This window comes from Raineyella sp. W15-4 (assembly GCF_033170155.1).
In the GTDB taxonomy this organism is placed as follows: domain Bacteria; phylum Actinomycetota; class Actinomycetes; order Propionibacteriales; family Propionibacteriaceae; genus Raineyella.
The window spans coordinates 3,781,472-3,797,740 of record NZ_CP137079.1 but is presented as its reverse complement, the minus strand read 5'-3'; the positions used below and the strand labels follow the sequence as shown (position 1 = coordinate 3,797,740).

Genomic DNA, 16,269 nt, shown 5'->3' with positions numbered 1-16,269 from the left:
CGGAGCCTCCGCCGCCGTGGTGCTCGTGGCTCATGCGGCGAAGGACCGGGTGGCGTACGCTCCGGGCTGCACCGGCTCGGAGGACTCGGTGCCGACCAGGATGGTCCGGGCCTGCTCCGGGCGCAGGGCGATCTCGTAGTCGGCGATCCGGTAGACGGCGGGGCCGCCGAAGGGGGCCCGGCGCACCTTCACCACGCTCGCCCCCGGGGCGAAGCCCAGATCGAACAACCGCCGGGCGCAGGCGGCGTCGGAGCCGTCGCAGACCCGTACGATGGCCGCCTGTTCCCCCTCGTGGAGCTCCTGCATGCCGCGCAGAGCGTGGCCGGGGCCGGTATGACCGGAGGGGGCACCGGCGTCGATGACGGCGGGTCGGTCGACCCGACGCCGGGAGAGGGTGAGGGTGATCTCAGACATGCTGCTACCTCTGGAAGGGGGTGGGGATCGGCACCGTTGCCGATGACGGTAAGGCTAGCCTTACCTGGTTCTCGTGGGAACCCCGCCCCCTCGTCTGTGGTCGATTTCACACGGATCGGCCGGTCGAACGGAACCGTCCGTGCCGCTGGCCGGTCAACCGCCATCTCGCTCGCCCGACTTCGCCGCCCGGCTGTCGCCGCCGGACCGGCCGTGCCATTGGCCGATCCGGCTGAGCGGATTCAGTCGCCGTCGTGGCCGGCCAGCAGCCGGGTGAACGGGGTGATCGACGTGACGTTGAACCCGTCACCGCGGTCGGGTCGCCCGGTCGGGACGAAGCCCTCCACCGCATCCGGGGTGGCGACCATCAGCGCGGCCAGCTCCACCGCCGCCCGTCCGATCCGCCGGGCAAGCTGGTCCCCGCCGGCACCGGCGCCGAAGTCCTCGGTGGCGGCGAAGACCCCGGTGGGGACCACGCGCATCCGGAAGTAGGTGAACAGCGGCCGCAGCGCGTGGTCCAGCACCAGCGAGTGCCGCGGGGTGCCCGCGGTCGCGCCGATCAGGATCGGGACGCTGTCCAGGTCATCGGGATCGAAGGTGTCCCAGAACATCTTGAACAGCCCGGCGTAGCTGGCCGAGAACACCGGTGTCACGGCGACCACGCCGTCCGCGTGCCGGACGATCTCCTGGGCGCGTTCGACCTCGGCGATCGGCAGGCCGCCGGCGGTGGTCATCGTGGCCAGCGCCGCGGCGAGCTCGCGGACCTCGATCACGTCGACGTGGACGTCCTCGCCGCGGGCGCCGACCTGGCTGCGGACGGCATCGGTGATCCGGTCGGCGAGCAACCGGGTGGACGAGGGGGTACCGACCCCCGCGCTGACGACGGCGAGCCGGCGGGTCATGCGTTCTCCTCGGTCAGTTCGGCTTCGGTCAGTTCGGCCTCGGTTCCCGACCCGGCTCCGGTCGCCCGGTCCTCCGGCAGGGTGGCCGGCCGGACCAGGTGGTAGCGGCTGTCCGGACCCTGGGCGACCAGCGAGGCATGCGTCGGCGGGTCGGAGGGGACGTCGGCCGGCCGGCGGGCGTCGAACTCGGCCCGCAGCACCGGCACGACCTGCTCGGCGAGGATGTCGATCTGCTCCAGGACGGTGGCCAGGGACATCCCCGCGTGGTCCATCAGGAACAGCTGGCGCTGGTAGTCGCCGACCACGTCGGCGTACGTCAGGTACTTCTCGATCACCTGCTCCGGCGAGCCGGCGGTGAGCGGAGTGAGGTTCATGTACTCCTCCAACGACGGGCCGTGGCCGTAGACCGGGGCGTTGTCGAAGTAGGGGCGGAACTCCCGGACGGCGTCCTGGGAGTTCTTCCGCATGAACACCTGGCCGCCCAGCCCGACGATCGCCTGGTCGGCGCGCCCGTGGCCGTAGTGCTCGAAGCGCTGCCGATAGAAGTCGACCATCTGGGCGACGTGGCCCTTGTCCCAGAAGATGTTGTTGTGGAAGAAGCCGTCACCGTAGAAGGCGGCCTGCTCGGCGATCTCGGGGGAGCGGATCGAGCCGTGCCAGACGAACGGCGGGGTGTCGTCCAGCGGCATCGGAGTGGAGGTGTAGCCCCGCAGCGGCGTACGGAACTCACCCTTCCAGTCGACCACCGGCTCGCGCCACAGCCGGCGCAGCAGGTGGTAGTTCTCGATGGCGAGCGGGATGCCCTGGCGGATGTCCTTGCCGAACCACGGGTAGACCGGGCCGGTGTTGCCGCGCCCCATCATCAGGTCGACGCGCCCGCCGGCGAGGTGCTGCAGCATGGCGTAGTCCTCGGCGATCTTCACCGGGTCGTTGGTGGTGATCAGCGTCGTCGAGGTGGACAGGATGATGTGCTGCGTACGTCCCGCGAGGTAACCCAGCATGGTGGTCGGGCTGGACGGGACGAACGGCGGATTGTGGTGCTCGCCGGTCGCGAAGACCTCGAGCCCGACCTGTTCGGCGTGCTCGGCGATGGCCATCATCGACATGATGCGTTCGTGCTCGGTGGGCGCCCGTCCGGTGCTCGGATCGGGCGTGACGTCACCGATGGTGAAGACGCCGAACTGCATGACAACCCCTTTCGGTTGAACTGTCAACTAGTTTAGAGGGTGCTGGGCCGGGAGCCAAGTCCGCGGTCTTCGGCGTGCCGTGGGGCTCCGGGCCCCGAGTGCCTCCGGAGTCGCCCCCGGGAGGACCCATCGCCCATACAGTTGAGCCATGAAGGTCCTGAAGTGGCTTCTGGTCCTCGTCGGCGTCGCGGCGCTCATCGGGGCGGGCGTTTATACCTATCTGAGTTGGTTCGAGTTGCAGAAGCTCGTCGCCGTCGCCGAGTCGATGCGCAGCGCGCCGCAGGTCAACCCGCAGCGGGAGATGATCCTCTCGATCGCTCTGGCCCTGGGGAGCGGCCTGGCGCTCGGGGTCGGGCTCGGGCTGCCGCGGCGTACGGCCGGGCGGATCCGCAAGGAGACCCTGGAATCGTCGGCAGCGGCCCGAGAGGCGGAGATCCGCCAGCGTGCCTCGGGTGGACCGGGCGATCCCCCGGCGGGTCGACGGGGTGTCGGCTCGACCGGCCCGACCGGCCCGAACCGCGGATCGGCAGAGGGCTCGACCCGCGGACCGTCCGCCGGACCAGCCGGCGGATCGGCGGAGGGCTCGACCGGAGAGCCGTCCGGGGGTGACGCGTGACCGGCGTCGCCGAGGCCGAACACATCCTGGTGACCTCCTACCCGCCGCACGCTGACCCGGTCGCCACGGTGGAGCGGGTCGCGGCGTTGGCCGACCTCCGGCTGGTCTACTGGTTGCCCGACGGCACCGGGGTGGCCGAACGCTTCGCCGCGGGTCCGGTGGTGAGCATCCGGCCGTGCTCCCGCAGCGGGAAGCCCAAGCTGGAGGAGCCGGTACGTGAGGGCCGCGCGTCGGTGGTGACCGAGGGGCCGGTCTTCGACGAGGCGAAGGCCGCCATCAAGGGCAAGTACGGCCTCGCGGCGACGGTCGCCGGGGCGGTCGACCGGGCCCGGGAGCTGTTGGGGGAGCGTACGCCCGAGGCCGTCGTGGTGATCGACGTCGTGTCGTAGCGCCGGTCGAGAGGCGTGCGTCATCTGATCTGCACCGCTGGTGCGCGTCACCTGCACCGCTGGGGTCGGACCTACCGCGCGTCGCCTGTGGGTTTCGTCCGCGCGTTTGTGTTCGACTGACAGCACAAGCGCATGGGCGAACCGCGCCTGTGGCGTGACGATGGTGCCTCTTCACGGGAGAAGGTCGAGCATTTGGGGGCGCGCCTTCATCGCGTGGATCACGAGTTCGTTCCCGCTGTCGAAGACGAGCACGACGGTCTCCAGCAGGCGCCCCCCTCGCTTGCCGCTCGCGCGTCGAGGGCGGCAAGCTCCTCCGGGGTGAGGCGCAGCGCGATGACCTGCGATGGTTCAGCGCCGCGCCCGGGTCGACCACGACCCCGCTTCTTCAGAGCCTGAACGTCGTACCCGGCTTCAGCCTCGGCAGCCCAGGCAGTGATCTGTTCCTCCGTGACCGGCACGCCGCCGATCGTCTCCTTCTCGGCCATACGCAATTCGGCTGTCAGGTTCCTTACCGTCAGGTCCTGTGCCATCGAGCCAGGTGGCTTGCTGTTTCCTGGTAAGCGGTGTCACCGCTGGCTATCGCCATGACCAGGTCGTAGGCGCCGTCGTCGGGCGCATCGAGGGAGATGTCGTTCAGGCCGTAGAAGACCACGGTCGCGAGCCAGCCGATGCGTTTGTTGCCATCGGCCAGGGCGTGGTTGCGGACGAGGGACTCCAGGAGAACTGCCGCCTTCTCATCGATGCCGGGATAGGCGTCGTCGCCGAACACACTGACCCGGGGCCGGTGCACCGCAGAGTCCAGGAGGCCGATGTCGCGGATGGGACCGACACCCAGGTCGTCGATCAGCGCGAGGACGTCCTCCAGCGTGAGGTACTCGATCACTTGCCGAGGCGGTCGAGCAGGTCGGCGTAGCGATGGCGAGCCGCTGCGGAGAGTGTGCCTATCTTCTCGCGACGCAGTCGACGGGCAGCCGCTTCGTGGATCGCACGCACGATCGCTTCTTGCTTGCTCACCCCCTCAGCCTCGGCGAGCAGGGTGAGCGCCCGCTCGTCCTCCGGGGTCAGGCGAAGTGTCATGGCCATGAGACCATGATACCGGCGTGGTATCACTGGGTGGAGTCGCTCGGCCGCCGAGCTGGTCAGGCGACCGGGCCTCCGCGCCTGGTGCTGACGGGCCGCCGCCGGGTGGGTAACGGCGGCCCGAGCAGATGCTTCTGTCTGCCCCGACCCATCCGCCGACAGTCTTGCGGAACTGTCAGATCAAGCCCTGCGGAACTGTCAGGTCACGACACGCCGCCTGCTAATGGAACCCGTGGGTCAGCTGGCTGCGCAGCTCGGCATCCAGTTCGGGATCGGACTGGAACACCCGCTCCTGGTGGCACTGCACCGCGGTTTCCCGGGCCGAGGGAGTGCCGAGATCGGGGTTGGCGCCGACGGCGAGCAGGAATCGGGCGGCCCGCTGCTCACCCTTGAAGATCGCTCCGGAGAGTGCCGTGCGGCCTCGGTGGTCGACCGCGTCGAGTTTCGCGCCGCGGGCCACCAGGGCGGCCACCGACTCGGCGTTGCCGTAGAAGGCGGCCAGGATGAGCAGGGTGGAGCCGTCGTGACTGGCCGCCTCGATCGGATGCCCCGCGTCGAGGGCGGCCATCAGGGCGGAGGTCTCGCCGTGCCGGGCGAAGTCCAGGAGCGCGTCGGGCGTGAGGTCGTCCGGCGACAGTGGTGTCGCACTCATGGCGGGCAGCCTAATCCTCGCGTCCGAGACGGCAATGAGCGGGGTCCCCAAATGTCAGGACATCCCAATGGAATGTCAGGATGTCAGGCGTAGGGAGAGCCGGGCCAGGCGTGGGGAGGGCCCGATCAGGTCCGCAGGCTCAGCCGAGCCCGTCGAAACCGTCGAACCTGGCCCGCGCCTCCCGCAGCAGCGTACGGACGGCGGGATCGGCGTGGTCGACGCTGAGCTGGGGGGCGAGGCGCGCCGAGGCACGGTCTGCCGCCTCGGCCAGGTGCTCGACGTCCTCCGGCGCGACGATCGCGACCCGCAGGTGCCGCTGGATCCAGTCGGTCAGGGCGTCCTCGTCGGTCACCGCCGACTGCGGGTCGTGGACCAGGATGGCGGCGAGCATCCGGCGCAGCGGAGAGAGTCGCACCGAGCGGCCGAGGTGCACCCAGGCGATCTGGTTGCGCAGGGTGGTGGTGGCGCTGAGGCCGCTGCCGGGGCGTACGGCACCCGCCTGGCCGATCCAGATCAGCCCGGGGGCGATCCGGGTGCCGAGCCCGGCGGTGAGCTGGGCGGCTCCGGCGTCGTCGACGAACCAGCTGTAGATGCCCGGACGGCGCAGCATCGGGTCGACCCCGGCGAGGAGATCGGAGGGCCTGAGGGCCCGGGCGGCGTCGCCGAGGGCCGCGGTGATCGGGTCGCCGCCGGCGGCCGCCGGGTGGCTGGTGAGCCCGGCCGTCCGCGGGACCGTGCCGTCATACCAGGCGATCCGGTCGGGGATCGACAGGCCGCGCAGCGGCTCCAGCACGTACGCCCCGTAGCCCAGCAGGTGGGGGCGGAGCGCCTCGGAGGCGGCCATCGTCGCGGCGTGCACCTCGACCCGGGCCCGGCGCAGCGGGCCGGCGAGGAGTTCGAGGCGGGCGACGGTCCAGGCCCCCCAGGCGGCGCGGTATTCCGCCGAGCAGGTGACCAGCCGCCGTTCGTACGGCCCGATGACCTGGTCCGGGGCGAGCAACCCGTACTCGCCGGACAGGATGAACCACGGTGCGCCGGTCCACCGGGCATAGGCCTTCTCCCGGGCGAACAGCGGGCCGATGAACAGGTCTCCCGCCGGGGCGGCGACGGCGCCCTGCTCCCGGTCCTCCTCGATGAGGACGATGTCGGGGCGGGTCGCCATAGTCGGTCGTTCAGGCGTGGTCCGGGCCGAGACAGGCCCGCCGGAGGTGGTCCGGGCCGGCGTCGCGCGTGGTGTCGGGCGGTCGGCCTCCGAGGGGGCCGAGGCAGCGCCCGGGGCGGTCGGCCCCGTTTCCGATGTCGACATCGTTTCCGGGGCGGTCGGCGCTGCTTCCGGCGTGGGCGCCGACCCGCCTTCCGAGGTCACCGCTGCCGGGGCGGTCGCCGTGGACGGTTCGACCGGAGGCTCGGGGGTCGTGGTCGCCGGTCGGGCCCAGGTGTCGCTCGGCGTGGGGATCGTCGTCTGCGCGGAGATCTCCGGCTCCGGTTCCGGCTCGGGATCGGCCAGGTCCGCGGCCAGCGGCGGGGGCGTCGCGGCGACGGCCCAGGGTACGGGACCGGGGACGAAGCTGATCGAGGTGCCGGGGTCGATCGCGGAGACCCGGAGTCCGGCGTCGAGCCAGGCCGTGGCCTCCGGACGCTCGGCCACATCGGCCAGCCACCAGGACGCCGACGTACGGGCCTCGGTGGGCAGGTCGCCGGTGAGCTCCTCCAGTTCGGCCCAGTCGAGCGTGATCCCGCCGGACTCCGCCCCCAGCCGCTCCGACAGTCGCTCCCAGGTGCTCATCGCACCTCCTCCTCATCCCGTCTGCTCTTCCCGGGGTGATTCTGCCAGGCAGGGGCGCGAACCCGTGCGCGACACTGGTCCGGTGTCCACCTTCGACCTTGCGAGCATCGGCGCCGGCCTGCCGGCGGCGGGCCTGGCGCCCGCACTGACGGCAGCGCTCACCGCCCGGCGGGCGGCGGTGGTCCAGGCTCCGCCGGGCACCGGGAAGACCACCGTGGTGCCGCCGGCGGTGGCCATGCTCACCGCGGGCCGGGTGGTCGTCACCCAGCCCCGCCGGATCGCCGCCCGGGCCGCGGCCCGCCGCCTCGCCGAGCTGACCGGCACCCGGCTCGGCCACGAGGTCGGCTTCACCGTCCGTGGCGAACAGCGGACCGGCCCGGCGACGCGGATCGAGTTCGTCACCACCGGGGTGCTGGTCCGTCGCCTGCTGCGCGACCCCGACCTGCCCGGCGTCGGCGCGATCGTGCTCGACGAGGTGCACGAACGCCACCTCGACTCCGACCTCGCCGTCGCGATGACCCGGGAGGTGGCGGACCTGCGCGACGACCTGCTGGTGGTGGCGATGTCGGCGACCCTCGACGCCGACCGGTGGGCGGCCCTGCTCGGCTCATCGCCGGGAACCGCGCCGACCACCGGCCCCGCCTCCGTCGGCGTTCCGGTGCCGATCGTCGCCGCCGAGGCCGACCTCCACCCGCTGACCGTCGAATGGGCCCCGGCACCGCTTGGTGTCTCCCGACTGGACGCGCGCGGGGTCACGCATGGCTTCCTCGACCACGTCGCCCGGACCACCCGGCGGGCGTTGGCCGCGCACCCGCAGGGGGATGCGCTGGTGTTCCTGCCGGGGGCCTGGGAGGTCGGGCAGGTGGTCGCCCGGCTGTCCGGGACGATCGTGGCGCGGGGGACCCCTGCGGCAGCGGCCGGCCGCCCCGACGCCGCACCGGGTGACGGGCCGGTCGACGCTGCCGGCGACCCGCGGGCCGATACTGTGGGCGACACGCCGGTCGACGTCCTGCCGCTGCACGGGCGGCTCGGCCCGCGCGAGCAGGACCGGGCGTTGGCGCCGGGTCCGCGTCGCCGGGTGGTGGTCACCACATCGGTGGCCGAGTCCTCGCTCACCGTCCCGGGCGCACGACTCGTCGTCGATGCGGGCCTGGATCGCCAGCCGCGCTACGACACGCTGCGCGGGATGTCCGGCCTGGTCACGGTCACCGAATCCCGCGCCTCCGCCGAGCAGCGCGCCGGCCGGGCGGCCCGGCTCGGGCCCGGCGTGGTGGTGCGCTGCTTCGCCGAGGAGGACTGGGCCCGGATGGCGGCGTACGCCCCACCGGAGATCGCCACCGCGGACCTCACCGGCTTCGCCCTCGACGTGGCCTGCTGGGGCGCCCCCGGAGGAGAGGGCCTCGCCCTGCCGGACCCACCGCCGGCCGGGCCGCTCGCGGCCGCGGTGGAGACGTTGACCGATCTCGGTGCGCTGCGCGACGGCCGGGCGACCGACCGTGGCCGGGCGATGGCGGCGGTGCCGGCCGATCCCCGGCTGGCCCGGGCGCTGCTCGACGCCGCACCGCAGGTGGGGGCGGTCACCGCGGCGCAGGTCGTCGCCCTGGTGGCCGCCGATGAGCGTCCACCCGGCGGTGACCTGGCCGCCCAGTGGCGGGGCCTGCGTCGGGGCGACACCCCGGCGGCCCGGCGGTGGCGGCGGGAGGCGGAACGGTTCGAACGGCTGGTCCGGGGCGGGGTGGCAGCGGTCCGGGGCGGGGTGGCGGCCGACGACCGGGGGTCCGGCCGCTCCGGATCCGATCTCGGCCCGGCCGGTCGCAGGGGTGGCACCGGCGCGTCCGGTGATGCCGGGGATGCCGCGTCCGGGGATGCCGCGTCCGGGGAGGCCGCGCTCGGGCTGGTGGTGGCGTTGGCGTTCCCGGACCGGGTGGCCCGGCGCCGCGGCGGGCGGGACAACTCGGCCTACCTGCTCGCCTCGGGGACCGGGGCGGTGCTCGACCGGGGCTCGGCCCTGCTGGGCCAGGACTGGCTGGCCGTCGCCCAGGTGGAGCGGTCGGCGACCGCAGGGGCGACCGGGGCGGTGATCCGGGCCGCGGCCGCCCTGGACGAAGCGACCGCACTGGCCGCCGCTGCGCCGCTGCTGGTCGAGGAGGAGATCGCGACCTGGACCGGGCACAAGGTCAGCGCCCGGCGAGTGCGGCGGCTCGGGGCGATCGAACTGTCCGCCGCGTACGTACGGCCTTCGGCGGAGGCCGGGCGGGCGGCGGTCCGGACCGCGCTGGCCGAGCACGGCCTCGGCCTGACCGGTGCCGACGGGGTGTTCCGCTGGACCGATGCCGGACGCGGCCTGGCCCGGCGGTTGGCGCTGCTGCACGGGGTGTACGGCGACTCCTGGCCGGCGATGGATGAGGCGGCGCTGCTCGGCCGCTGGCGGGACTGGCTGGTGCCCGAGGTCGACGCCCTGATCGCCGGCACCCCCGCCGACCGGCTCGACCTGACCGGTGCGCTGCGCCGACTGCTGCCCTGGCCACTCGCCGGCCGGCTCGACGACCTGGCCCCGGAACGGATCGAGGTGCCGACCGGGTCCCGGATCCGCCTCGACTACCCCGAGATCGACGACCCGGAGGGCCGCCCGGTGCTCGCGGTGAAGCTCCAGGAGTGCTTCGGGCTGACCGCGACTCCGCGGATCTGCGAGGGCCGGGTGCCGGTGCTGCTGCACCTGCTCTCCCCGGCGCGGCGACCACTGGCGATCACCGACGACCTCGCCTCGTTCTGGGTGAACGCCTACCCGCAGGTGCGGGCCGAGAACCGCGGCCGCTACCCCAGGCATCCGTGGCCGGAGGACCCGCTGACCGCACCGCCGCGGCGGGGCACCACCCGGTCGGGACGCTGACTGGCGTTGTGGTATAAGCAGACACAATACTTGCCCGTGCGGGACGGGATACCTGCTCACGCGGTGTGACCTTTAACACACCGAACAGCTTGTCAATCCGACGATCGGGGGGATCGCGGGAAAGGCTGCGGACCACTTGCGACTTTTGGTTATCTTTAAAGTGAGCTGTGAAGAAGGCTAGCGTGAACCCCAGCCGACGAGTCGAGACAGGGGTCACGAGTGGAATTACGGGATTACGTCGCGGTACTGCGCAAGTATTGGCGAAGTATTACGGCCGTCACCGTTCTCGGTGTACTCGCTGCGACAGCATTCAACTATCTCATCACACCGACCTACACCTCGACGACAGCGTTGTTCTTCTCCGTCAGCGGAGCGTCGTCGGCGAGCGATCTCGCCCAAGGCACGACGTTCACCCAGAAGCAGGTCGAGTCGTACGTCCAGGTGGCGACGTCCCCGCTCGTGCTCCAGCCGGCGATCAGCAAGATCCCGCTGGCCACGACCCCGGCCGCACTGGCCCAGCGGATCAAGGTCACCGTCCCCACCAACACCTCGGTCATCGAGGTCGCGGTCGTCGATCACGATCCGGCGACGGCAGCCGCGATCGCCGACGCGATCGGCTCCCAGCTGGTCACCGCGGTGCACGATCTCTCCCCGGACGACGGCCGGGGCCAGAAGAGCGTGGTGGCCACGGTGATCACCCCGGCGACGGTGCCGTCCGCGCCGACCACCCCGAAGGTCGCGCAGAACCTGGCCCTCGGCCTGCTGCTGGGACTGTTCCTCGGTGTCGGACAGGCGATCCTGCGGGAGACCCTGGACACCCGGATCCGCACCGCCGCCGATGTGGCGAAGGTGACCGATGCCCCCGTCATCGGGCGGATCGGGTACGACAAGGCGGCGGCCGGCCGGCCCGGGCTGGCGGTCGACGGAGCGGACGCGGGTCGCGCCGAGGCGTTCCGGAGGCTGCGGACGAACCTGCAGTACCTCGACGCCGGGCAGGGCCGCCGCTCCTTCGTGATCACCTCCTCGGTCGCCGACGAGGGCAAGACCAGCACGGCGGTCAACATCGCCGGCACGCTCGCGGCGGCCGGCCTGCGGGTGCTGCTGATCGACGCGGACCTGCGCAAGCCGAGCATCGGGCGATTTCTCGGGCTGGAGGATGCCGTCGGGCTCAGCACGCTGCTGATCGGGCGCGCCCAGCTCCGGGACGTCCTCCAGACGGCAGGGGTGCCCGGCTTCCAGGTGGTCGCCTCCGGACCGGTGCCGCCCAACCCGTCCGAGCTGCTCGGCTCGGTCGCGATGTCGCGGCTGATCGAGACAGTCACCCAGCAGTACGACGCCGTGGTGATCGACGCGCCCCCGCTGCTCCCGGTCACCGACGCGGCGATCCTGTCGCGGATGACCAGCGGGGCGCTGGTGGTGGTCGGCAGTGGCGAGGTGCGCACTCCCCAGCTGGCGGGGGCGCTGGAGAGCCTGGAGTCGGTCGACGGTCGGGTGCTGGGCGTCGTGCTGAACAAGCTGCGTGGCACGAACGGGGGCTACGGGGGCTACTACTACGGGCGCTACGAGCAGGGTGCCGAGGCTCACCGGCCGACCGCCCGGCACGCCTCGGTCGAGGAACCGGCTGGCAGGCAACGCGAGACCGCCTGATCACCAGGAGACGGACGTCGGCCGGAGGTGGTCGACGTGGGGGAGATGGGAAGCGTACGTCCGGGGGGACACATGACAGTGAGCATCGCGGAATCAATCGAACCGACAACCTACACGACGAGACACTGCCGACCGACGGCGCGGGCAGTGGCACCGCGTCAGCGCCGTTCGCTGGTGGACGAACTACCGCAGCGCACGCCCGTGAGGGTGGTCCGGCCTCCTGAAGGAGGCCACTGATGGGGGCGGCGTTGAGGATCCAACTGATCTCCAGCCAGCACGCTGCGCAGACGACAGGCAGCGCCCTGCACGCCACCGCCCTGGCCGAGGGGCTCGCAGCCTCCGGTCATGAGATCACGTACGCACGGCGGCTGGACCCGCGGGCCGATGTGGTGCTGATGCTCAGCTCTTCGCTGTTCGGCGGTGCCATCGCCCGGCTCCGGGTCGAGCGGATGTCGCATCGGCCGCAGACCGTGCTTTGGGTGCAGGACCTCTACCGCGCCGATGTCCGGGACTCCCGAGGCGGCGCCGGCTCGATCCTCGCCCGGGTGATGGCGACCGTCGAGGGCAAGATCCTCCGCTCCTTCGACCAGGTCGTGGTGACCCACGAACGTTGCCGCCAATACGTCACCGACACCTTGGGGGTCCCCTCGGAGCGGGTTACGGTGATCCGTGACTGGACTCACGTGGCCCCCCTCGGGCCGACCGACCGGGCGGCGGTGCGCCGCCGCCTCGGCTGGCGGCCGGGGGAGACCGTGGTGCTGCACACCGGCACCATGGGCGCCGAGCAGGGGCTGGAGACCGTGGTCGACGCCGCGCGGATCGCGGCGGAGTGGGATCTGCCGATCCGGTTCGTGCTGCTGGGTGACGGCAACCGGCGGGCCTTCCTGGAGCAGTGTGCAGGAGGTGACGGTCGGGTCCAGTTCGTGGATCCGCTCCCGGAGGACGACGTCCTCGCGGCACTGTCCGCGGCCGACGTCCTGCTGGTGAACGAGCGGCCGGGCCTGAACGAGGCGGCGGTCCGCGGCGAGCTCACCACCTACTTCATGACCGGACGGCCGGTGCTCGCCGCCACCGAGCCGACCAGTATCACGGCCGCCGAGATCTGCGCGAGTGGCGCGGGGATCACCGTCCGGCCCGGCGATCCGGCTGCGCTGGTCGAGGCGGTCCTCGTTCTGCGAGACGACCCGGACAGGGTCAGCCGTACGGCTGGACCGGGCTTCGTTCGGGCGCACCTGTCACAGCAGGCGGCCCTCACCTCGTTCATCGCCCTGTTGGATCGCGAGCAGGGCGGATCGCCCTCTCACCGGGCAGACGTGGTTGACACGCCAAGGTCTCGCCCGGATCACGATATCGCCGGGCGCTCGAAGGTTGTTGCCGGGGATGTGACTCGGCGATGAGGAACGGAATAAGATCTGTGACGCGCCGTCCAGCGCGTCCGTGGGTTAGTGGGGGGAAGCCATGACTCGGAAATTGGACACCACCGGATACTGGAATTCCATAGTGATGTCATTGTCAATCTTTTCACGCCGGATGGTGCTGGCAAGCTGGGATGCCCTGTGCTGGCTGTTGGCTGTCGCCGTCTTCGTGACCGCCCGGTACGACCTGAGCCTGTCTCCGGAGCTGTGGCTGGGGGTGGTGCAGTACACCGTGGCGGCCATCCTGTTGACGGCTGCCAGCGCGTTCGCCTTCCACCTCTACATGGGCCGGTCGACGGTGGGCAGCTTCGCGGAGGCGGGTGCCCTGGGCATCCTGGTCGCCGCCGTGGCGGTGGTGCTCGGTGCGGCCTTTCTGTTCGTTCCGACGTTCCCACGCGGCGTCGCTCTCGTGGTGCCGCCGCTGGCGTTGACCTTCATGGGTTTCGGCAGATGGGCCTTCCGTAACCTGTGCGGTCGGGGCTACCGTCGGCCTGCCACCAAGCCCGCCGATGCGCCCGCGCTCCCCGCAGCCTTGGTGTACGGGGCGGGTGACGATGGCCATGACGTGGCCCGCTTGGTCGACTTCGCGGTGGAACCGCCGTACCGGATCGTCGGCTTCCTCGACGACGACCCGGCCAAGAAGTATCGCCGGCTGATGTCCTATCGGGTGCTCGGTCAGGGAAGCGACCTGCTCGAGGTCGCCCACGACCAGGGCGCCGAGGTGGTCATCCTGGCGATCAGTGACGTCTCCCGTGAGCTGATGGATCGGGTCGCGACCGAGTGCCGGGCCGCCGGCCTCAAGTTTGTCACCGTCCCGCCGGTGCGGGAGCGGATCGGCGGACGCGTCCGCCTGCACGAGCTGCGTGAGTTCAACGTGGCGGATCTGCTGGGGCGTCGACCGATCCACACTGACCTGGCGGCGATCGCCGACTATGTCACGGACAAAGTCGTTCTCGTCACCGGTGCCGGTGGATCGATCGGCTCGGAACTGGCTCGTCAGGTGCACAAGCTGTCACCGAGGAAGCTCATCGTCCTCGACCGGGACGAGTCCGCGCTGCACGCCCTGCAACTGTCGCTCTATGGTGTCGGGCTGCTTGACACCGACGACATGGTCCTGTGCGACATCCGTGACCGGGAGGCCCTCCAGGAGGTCTTCCGGCAGCACCGTCCCGAGGTCGTCTTCCACGCGGCGGCGCTGAAGCACCTGCCGATGCTGGAGACGTATCCGCTCGAGGGGTGGAAGACCAATGTCCTGGGGTCCCTCAACGTCCTCGAGGCGGCGCACGGTGTCGGCGTGGAGACACTGGTGAACATCTCCACTGACAAGGCGGCGGACCCGTCCAGCGTCCTCGGCCAATCCAAGCGGATCGCGGAGCGGCTGACGTCTTGGTATGCGGGACAGCACGGCGTGCGCTATCTGTCGGTGCGCTTCGGCAACGTTCTGGGCTCCCGCGGATCGGTGCTCTACACCTTCCGGGCCCAGATCGAGCGCGGCGGCCCGATCACCGTGACCCATCCCGACGTCACCCGCTACTTCATGACCATCCCAGAGGCGTGCGAGCTGGTGCTCCAGGCCGGGGCGATCGGGGCGCCGAGCGACGTCATGGTGCTCGACATGGGCGAGCCGATCCGTATCGTCGATGTGGCTCGTCGGCTGATCGAGGAATCCCACCGCGACGACGTCCGGATCCAGTACACCGGGCTGCGGCATGGCGAGAAACTGCATGAGGTCCTTTTTAGCGCCCGCGAACAGGGCATCCCGAGCGCCCACCCCCTGATCAACCGGGTCTCCGTGCCGGCCCTGGCGCCCGGTAAGGTCCGCAGTGTCGACCCGCAGGACCGGGGCGACGTGACTCGGGTGCTGTCCGACCAGATGCTTGCCACCGCGGGGACCCCCACGCTGTACGCCGCTTCCGATCGAGAGGTCTTGACCACCCATGGCTGAGAGCATTGGCGTCTCCCCGCACGCCGCCACTAGTAGGACGGAGGCGGATACGCCACGCCCGTCGCGCGTCTCCTTGTCGGGCGAAGGCGAGTGGAATGCCGGTCAGCGCGTCGCGATTCCTGCCTGACTGCGCGTCTTCGGCAGAGCCACAAGTCAGTTCACACCCCGAGGATGTCAGCATGATCAGTCAAGACAATTTCGTCCCTTTCGCCCGTCCCGACATCACCGAAGCCGAGATCAAAGCCGTCGTGGACACGATGCGCTCTGGGTGGCTGACCACGGGACCTAACGCTGGGGCTTTCGAGGAGGAATTCGCCTCCTTCTTGGGGGAAGGTATTCAAGCGGTGGCTGTGAACTCGGCCACTGCAGGCCTTCACCTCGCCGTGGAGGCGCTCGGAATCGGGCCCGGCGATGAGGTACTTGTCCCTACGTGGACATTCACATCCACTGCCGAGGTACTTCGGTATGTCGGAGCTCGGCCAGTGTTTGTGGATGTTGAACCCGATACCCTCGCCATCGACCTTGATGCGGCTGGGCGAGCGGTAACAAGTCGGACCAAGGCGATCATGCCGGTCCATTTTGCGGGGCTTCCTATCCCGCGGAGGCGGATTGCTCAATTCGCCCGTTTGCACGGCCTTTACGTTATTGAGGACGCCGCTCATTCATTTCCCGTCCTGGATGAGGCGCGGATGGTGGGAGATAGTAATAGTGAGGCGGTGGTGTTTTCGTTCTATGCGACGAAGACGATAACGACTGGCGAAGGTGGGATGTTGGTCACTCGGAATCCGGACCTTGCCCGCCGGGCCCGGATTATGAGATTACACGGAATCAGCCGTGATGTGTTTGATCGGTACAGGTCGACGAAACCCAGTTGGCATTACGAGGTTGTTGCGCCCGGGTTCAAGTATAATCTGACGGATACTGCGGCGGCGCTAGGCCGGGTGCAGCTCAGCAGGGCAAAAGACATGGCAGCGGCCCGCCAGCAGATTGCCAAGCGCTACAGTTCGGAGTTCGCCGGGTTAGCGCTGACACTCCCGGTTGGCGCCCGTGAACCCGGTGGCCATGCGTGGCATATCTATGCGATCCGATTGACCGATGAGTCGGCTGTTTCTCGCGATCAGTTCATAGAGCGGGTGGCTGCCGCTGGCGTCGGCACCAGCGTTCACTTTATTCCTCTTCATCTCCACCCGTACTGGAGGGACACCTTCGGCCTTCGAGCCGAGGACTTCCCGGTTGCCACAGATGCTTTTGCGCGAGCCGTAAGCCTTCCCATCTTCTCGGCGATGACCGACCGTGAAGTGGACCGTGTGATCGACACAGTTCGCCAGGTCGTGGGAGCCTAGAAAATG

Annotated in this window: 15 protein-coding genes; 7 read left to right on the top strand and 8 right to left on the bottom strand. The window is 70.5% G+C overall.

Features of this window, described 5'->3' with window-relative positions; all coding sequences use genetic code 11:
• Positions 1-30: 30 nt before the first annotated feature.
• The 3 genes from R0145_RS17580 to R0145_RS17570 form a co-directional block, all read right to left on the bottom strand.
• Positions 31-414: a FeoA family protein gene (locus R0145_RS17580; RefSeq protein WP_317838244.1), complete on the bottom strand. Its 384-nt coding sequence runs from the start codon at positions 412-414 to the stop codon at positions 31-33.
• Positions 415-653: 239 nt separating this feature from the next.
• On the bottom strand, positions 654-1,313 hold the full coding sequence (locus R0145_RS17575; RefSeq protein ID WP_317838243.1) for a CE1759 family FMN reductase: 660 nt from the start codon (positions 1,311-1,313) through the stop codon (positions 654-656).
• Entirely contained in the window at positions 1,310-2,500 is a 1,191-nt protein-coding gene (locus R0145_RS17570) for an LLM class flavin-dependent oxidoreductase (protein ID WP_317838242.1), read from the bottom strand. The genes R0145_RS17575 and R0145_RS17570 overlap by 4 nt, the downstream gene beginning before the upstream one ends.
• Before the next feature lie 148 nt (positions 2,501-2,648).
• Here R0145_RS17570 and R0145_RS17565 point away from each other — a divergent pair, with 148 nt between their 5' ends.
• On the top strand, positions 2,649-3,116 hold the full coding sequence (locus R0145_RS17565) for a hypothetical protein (RefSeq protein WP_317838241.1): 468 nt from the start codon (positions 2,649-2,651) through the stop codon (positions 3,114-3,116).
• The gene (locus tag R0145_RS17560; protein WP_317838240.1) at positions 3,113-3,505 is read left to right on the top strand and encodes a hypothetical protein; all 393 of its coding nucleotides are present in this window, start codon (positions 3,113-3,115) and stop codon (positions 3,503-3,505) included. The genes R0145_RS17565 and R0145_RS17560 overlap by 4 nt, the downstream gene beginning before the upstream one ends.
• A 218-nt stretch (positions 3,506-3,723) precedes the next feature.
• On the opposite strand, the gene R0145_RS17555 is transcribed toward R0145_RS17560, so the two are convergent.
• From R0145_RS17555 to R0145_RS17535, 5 genes are all read right to left on the bottom strand, one after another.
• Entirely contained in the window at positions 3,724-4,035 is a 312-nt protein-coding gene (locus R0145_RS17555) for a hypothetical protein (RefSeq protein ID WP_317838239.1), read from the bottom strand.
• A complete protein-coding gene (locus R0145_RS17550; protein ID WP_317838238.1) occupies positions 4,020-4,388 on the bottom strand; it encodes a type II toxin-antitoxin system death-on-curing family toxin in 369 nt (122 codons plus the stop codon). Before R0145_RS17550 ends, R0145_RS17555 begins: the two co-directional genes overlap by 16 nt.
• The gene (locus R0145_RS17545; protein ID WP_317838237.1) at positions 4,385-4,588 is read right to left on the bottom strand and encodes a CopG family transcriptional regulator; all 204 of its coding nucleotides are present in this window, start codon (positions 4,586-4,588) and stop codon (positions 4,385-4,387) included. Before R0145_RS17545 ends, R0145_RS17550 begins: the two co-directional genes overlap by 4 nt.
• 217 nt (positions 4,589-4,805) lie before the next feature.
• A complete protein-coding gene (locus tag R0145_RS17540) occupies positions 4,806-5,237 on the bottom strand; it encodes an ankyrin repeat domain-containing protein (RefSeq protein WP_317838236.1) in 432 nt (143 codons plus the stop codon).
• Between the two features lie 139 nt (positions 5,238-5,376).
• Entirely contained in the window at positions 5,377-7,023 is a 1,647-nt protein-coding gene (locus R0145_RS17535; RefSeq protein ID WP_317838235.1) for a DUF6884 domain-containing protein, read from the bottom strand.
• 82 nt (positions 7,024-7,105) lie between these two features.
• Between R0145_RS17535 and R0145_RS17530 the strand changes: the two genes are divergently transcribed.
• The 5 genes from R0145_RS17530 (at position 7,106) to R0145_RS17510 (ending at position 16,263) form a co-directional block, all read left to right on the top strand.
• Positions 7,106-9,913 carry an ATP-dependent RNA helicase gene (locus R0145_RS17530; protein ID WP_317838234.1) on the top strand — a complete coding sequence of 936 codons (2,808 nt, stop codon included), beginning with the start codon at positions 7,106-7,108 and terminating at the stop codon, positions 9,911-9,913.
• 219 nt (positions 9,914-10,132) lie between these two features.
• A complete protein-coding gene (locus tag R0145_RS17525; RefSeq protein WP_317838233.1) occupies positions 10,133-11,560 on the top strand; it encodes a polysaccharide biosynthesis tyrosine autokinase in 1,428 nt (475 codons plus the stop codon).
• 236 nt (positions 11,561-11,796) lie between these two features.
• On the top strand, positions 11,797-12,957 hold the full coding sequence (locus tag R0145_RS17520; protein ID WP_317838232.1) for a glycosyltransferase family 4 protein: 1,161 nt from the start codon (positions 11,797-11,799) through the stop codon (positions 12,955-12,957).
• Between the two features lie 112 nt (positions 12,958-13,069).
• Complete coding sequence (locus tag R0145_RS17515) at positions 13,070-14,920, top strand: nucleoside-diphosphate sugar epimerase/dehydratase (protein WP_317838231.1); 1,851 nt, start codon at positions 13,070-13,072, stop codon at positions 14,918-14,920.
• Between the two features lie 179 nt (positions 14,921-15,099).
• The gene (locus R0145_RS17510; RefSeq protein ID WP_317838230.1) at positions 15,100-16,263 is read left to right on the top strand and encodes a DegT/DnrJ/EryC1/StrS family aminotransferase; all 1,164 of its coding nucleotides are present in this window, start codon (positions 15,100-15,102) and stop codon (positions 16,261-16,263) included.
• Positions 16,264-16,269 lie beyond the last annotated feature (6 nt).

Coding starts and splice junctions, on each gene's coding strand:
- R0145_RS17565 (WP_317838241.1), top strand. CDS start 2,649: ATGAAGGTCCTGAAGTGGCTTCTGGTCCTCGTCGGCGTCGCGGCGCTC.
- R0145_RS17510 (WP_317838230.1), top strand. CDS start 15,100: ATGATCAGTCAAGACAATTTCGTCCCTTTCGCCCGTCCCGACATCACC.
- R0145_RS17580 (WP_317838244.1), bottom strand. CDS start 414: ATGTCTGAGATCACCCTCACCCTCTCCCGGCGTCGGGTCGACCGACCC.
- R0145_RS17545 (WP_317838237.1), bottom strand. CDS start 4,588: ATGGCCATGACACTTCGCCTGACCCCGGAGGACGAGCGGGCGCTCACC.
- R0145_RS17540 (WP_317838236.1), bottom strand. CDS start 5,237: ATGAGTGCGACACCACTGTCGCCGGACGACCTCACGCCCGACGCGCTC.
- R0145_RS17520 (WP_317838232.1), top strand. CDS start 11,797: ATGGGGGCGGCGTTGAGGATCCAACTGATCTCCAGCCAGCACGCTGCG.
- R0145_RS17570 (WP_317838242.1), bottom strand. CDS start 2,500: ATGCAGTTCGGCGTCTTCACCATCGGTGACGTCACGCCCGATCCGAGC.
- R0145_RS17555 (WP_317838239.1), bottom strand. CDS start 4,035: ATGGCACAGGACCTGACGGTAAGGAACCTGACAGCCGAATTGCGTATG.
- R0145_RS17535 (WP_317838235.1), bottom strand. CDS start 7,023: ATGAGCACCTGGGAGCGACTGTCGGAGCGGCTGGGGGCGGAGTCCGGC.
- R0145_RS17575 (WP_317838243.1), bottom strand. CDS start 1,313: ATGACCCGCCGGCTCGCCGTCGTCAGCGCGGGGGTCGGTACCCCCTCG.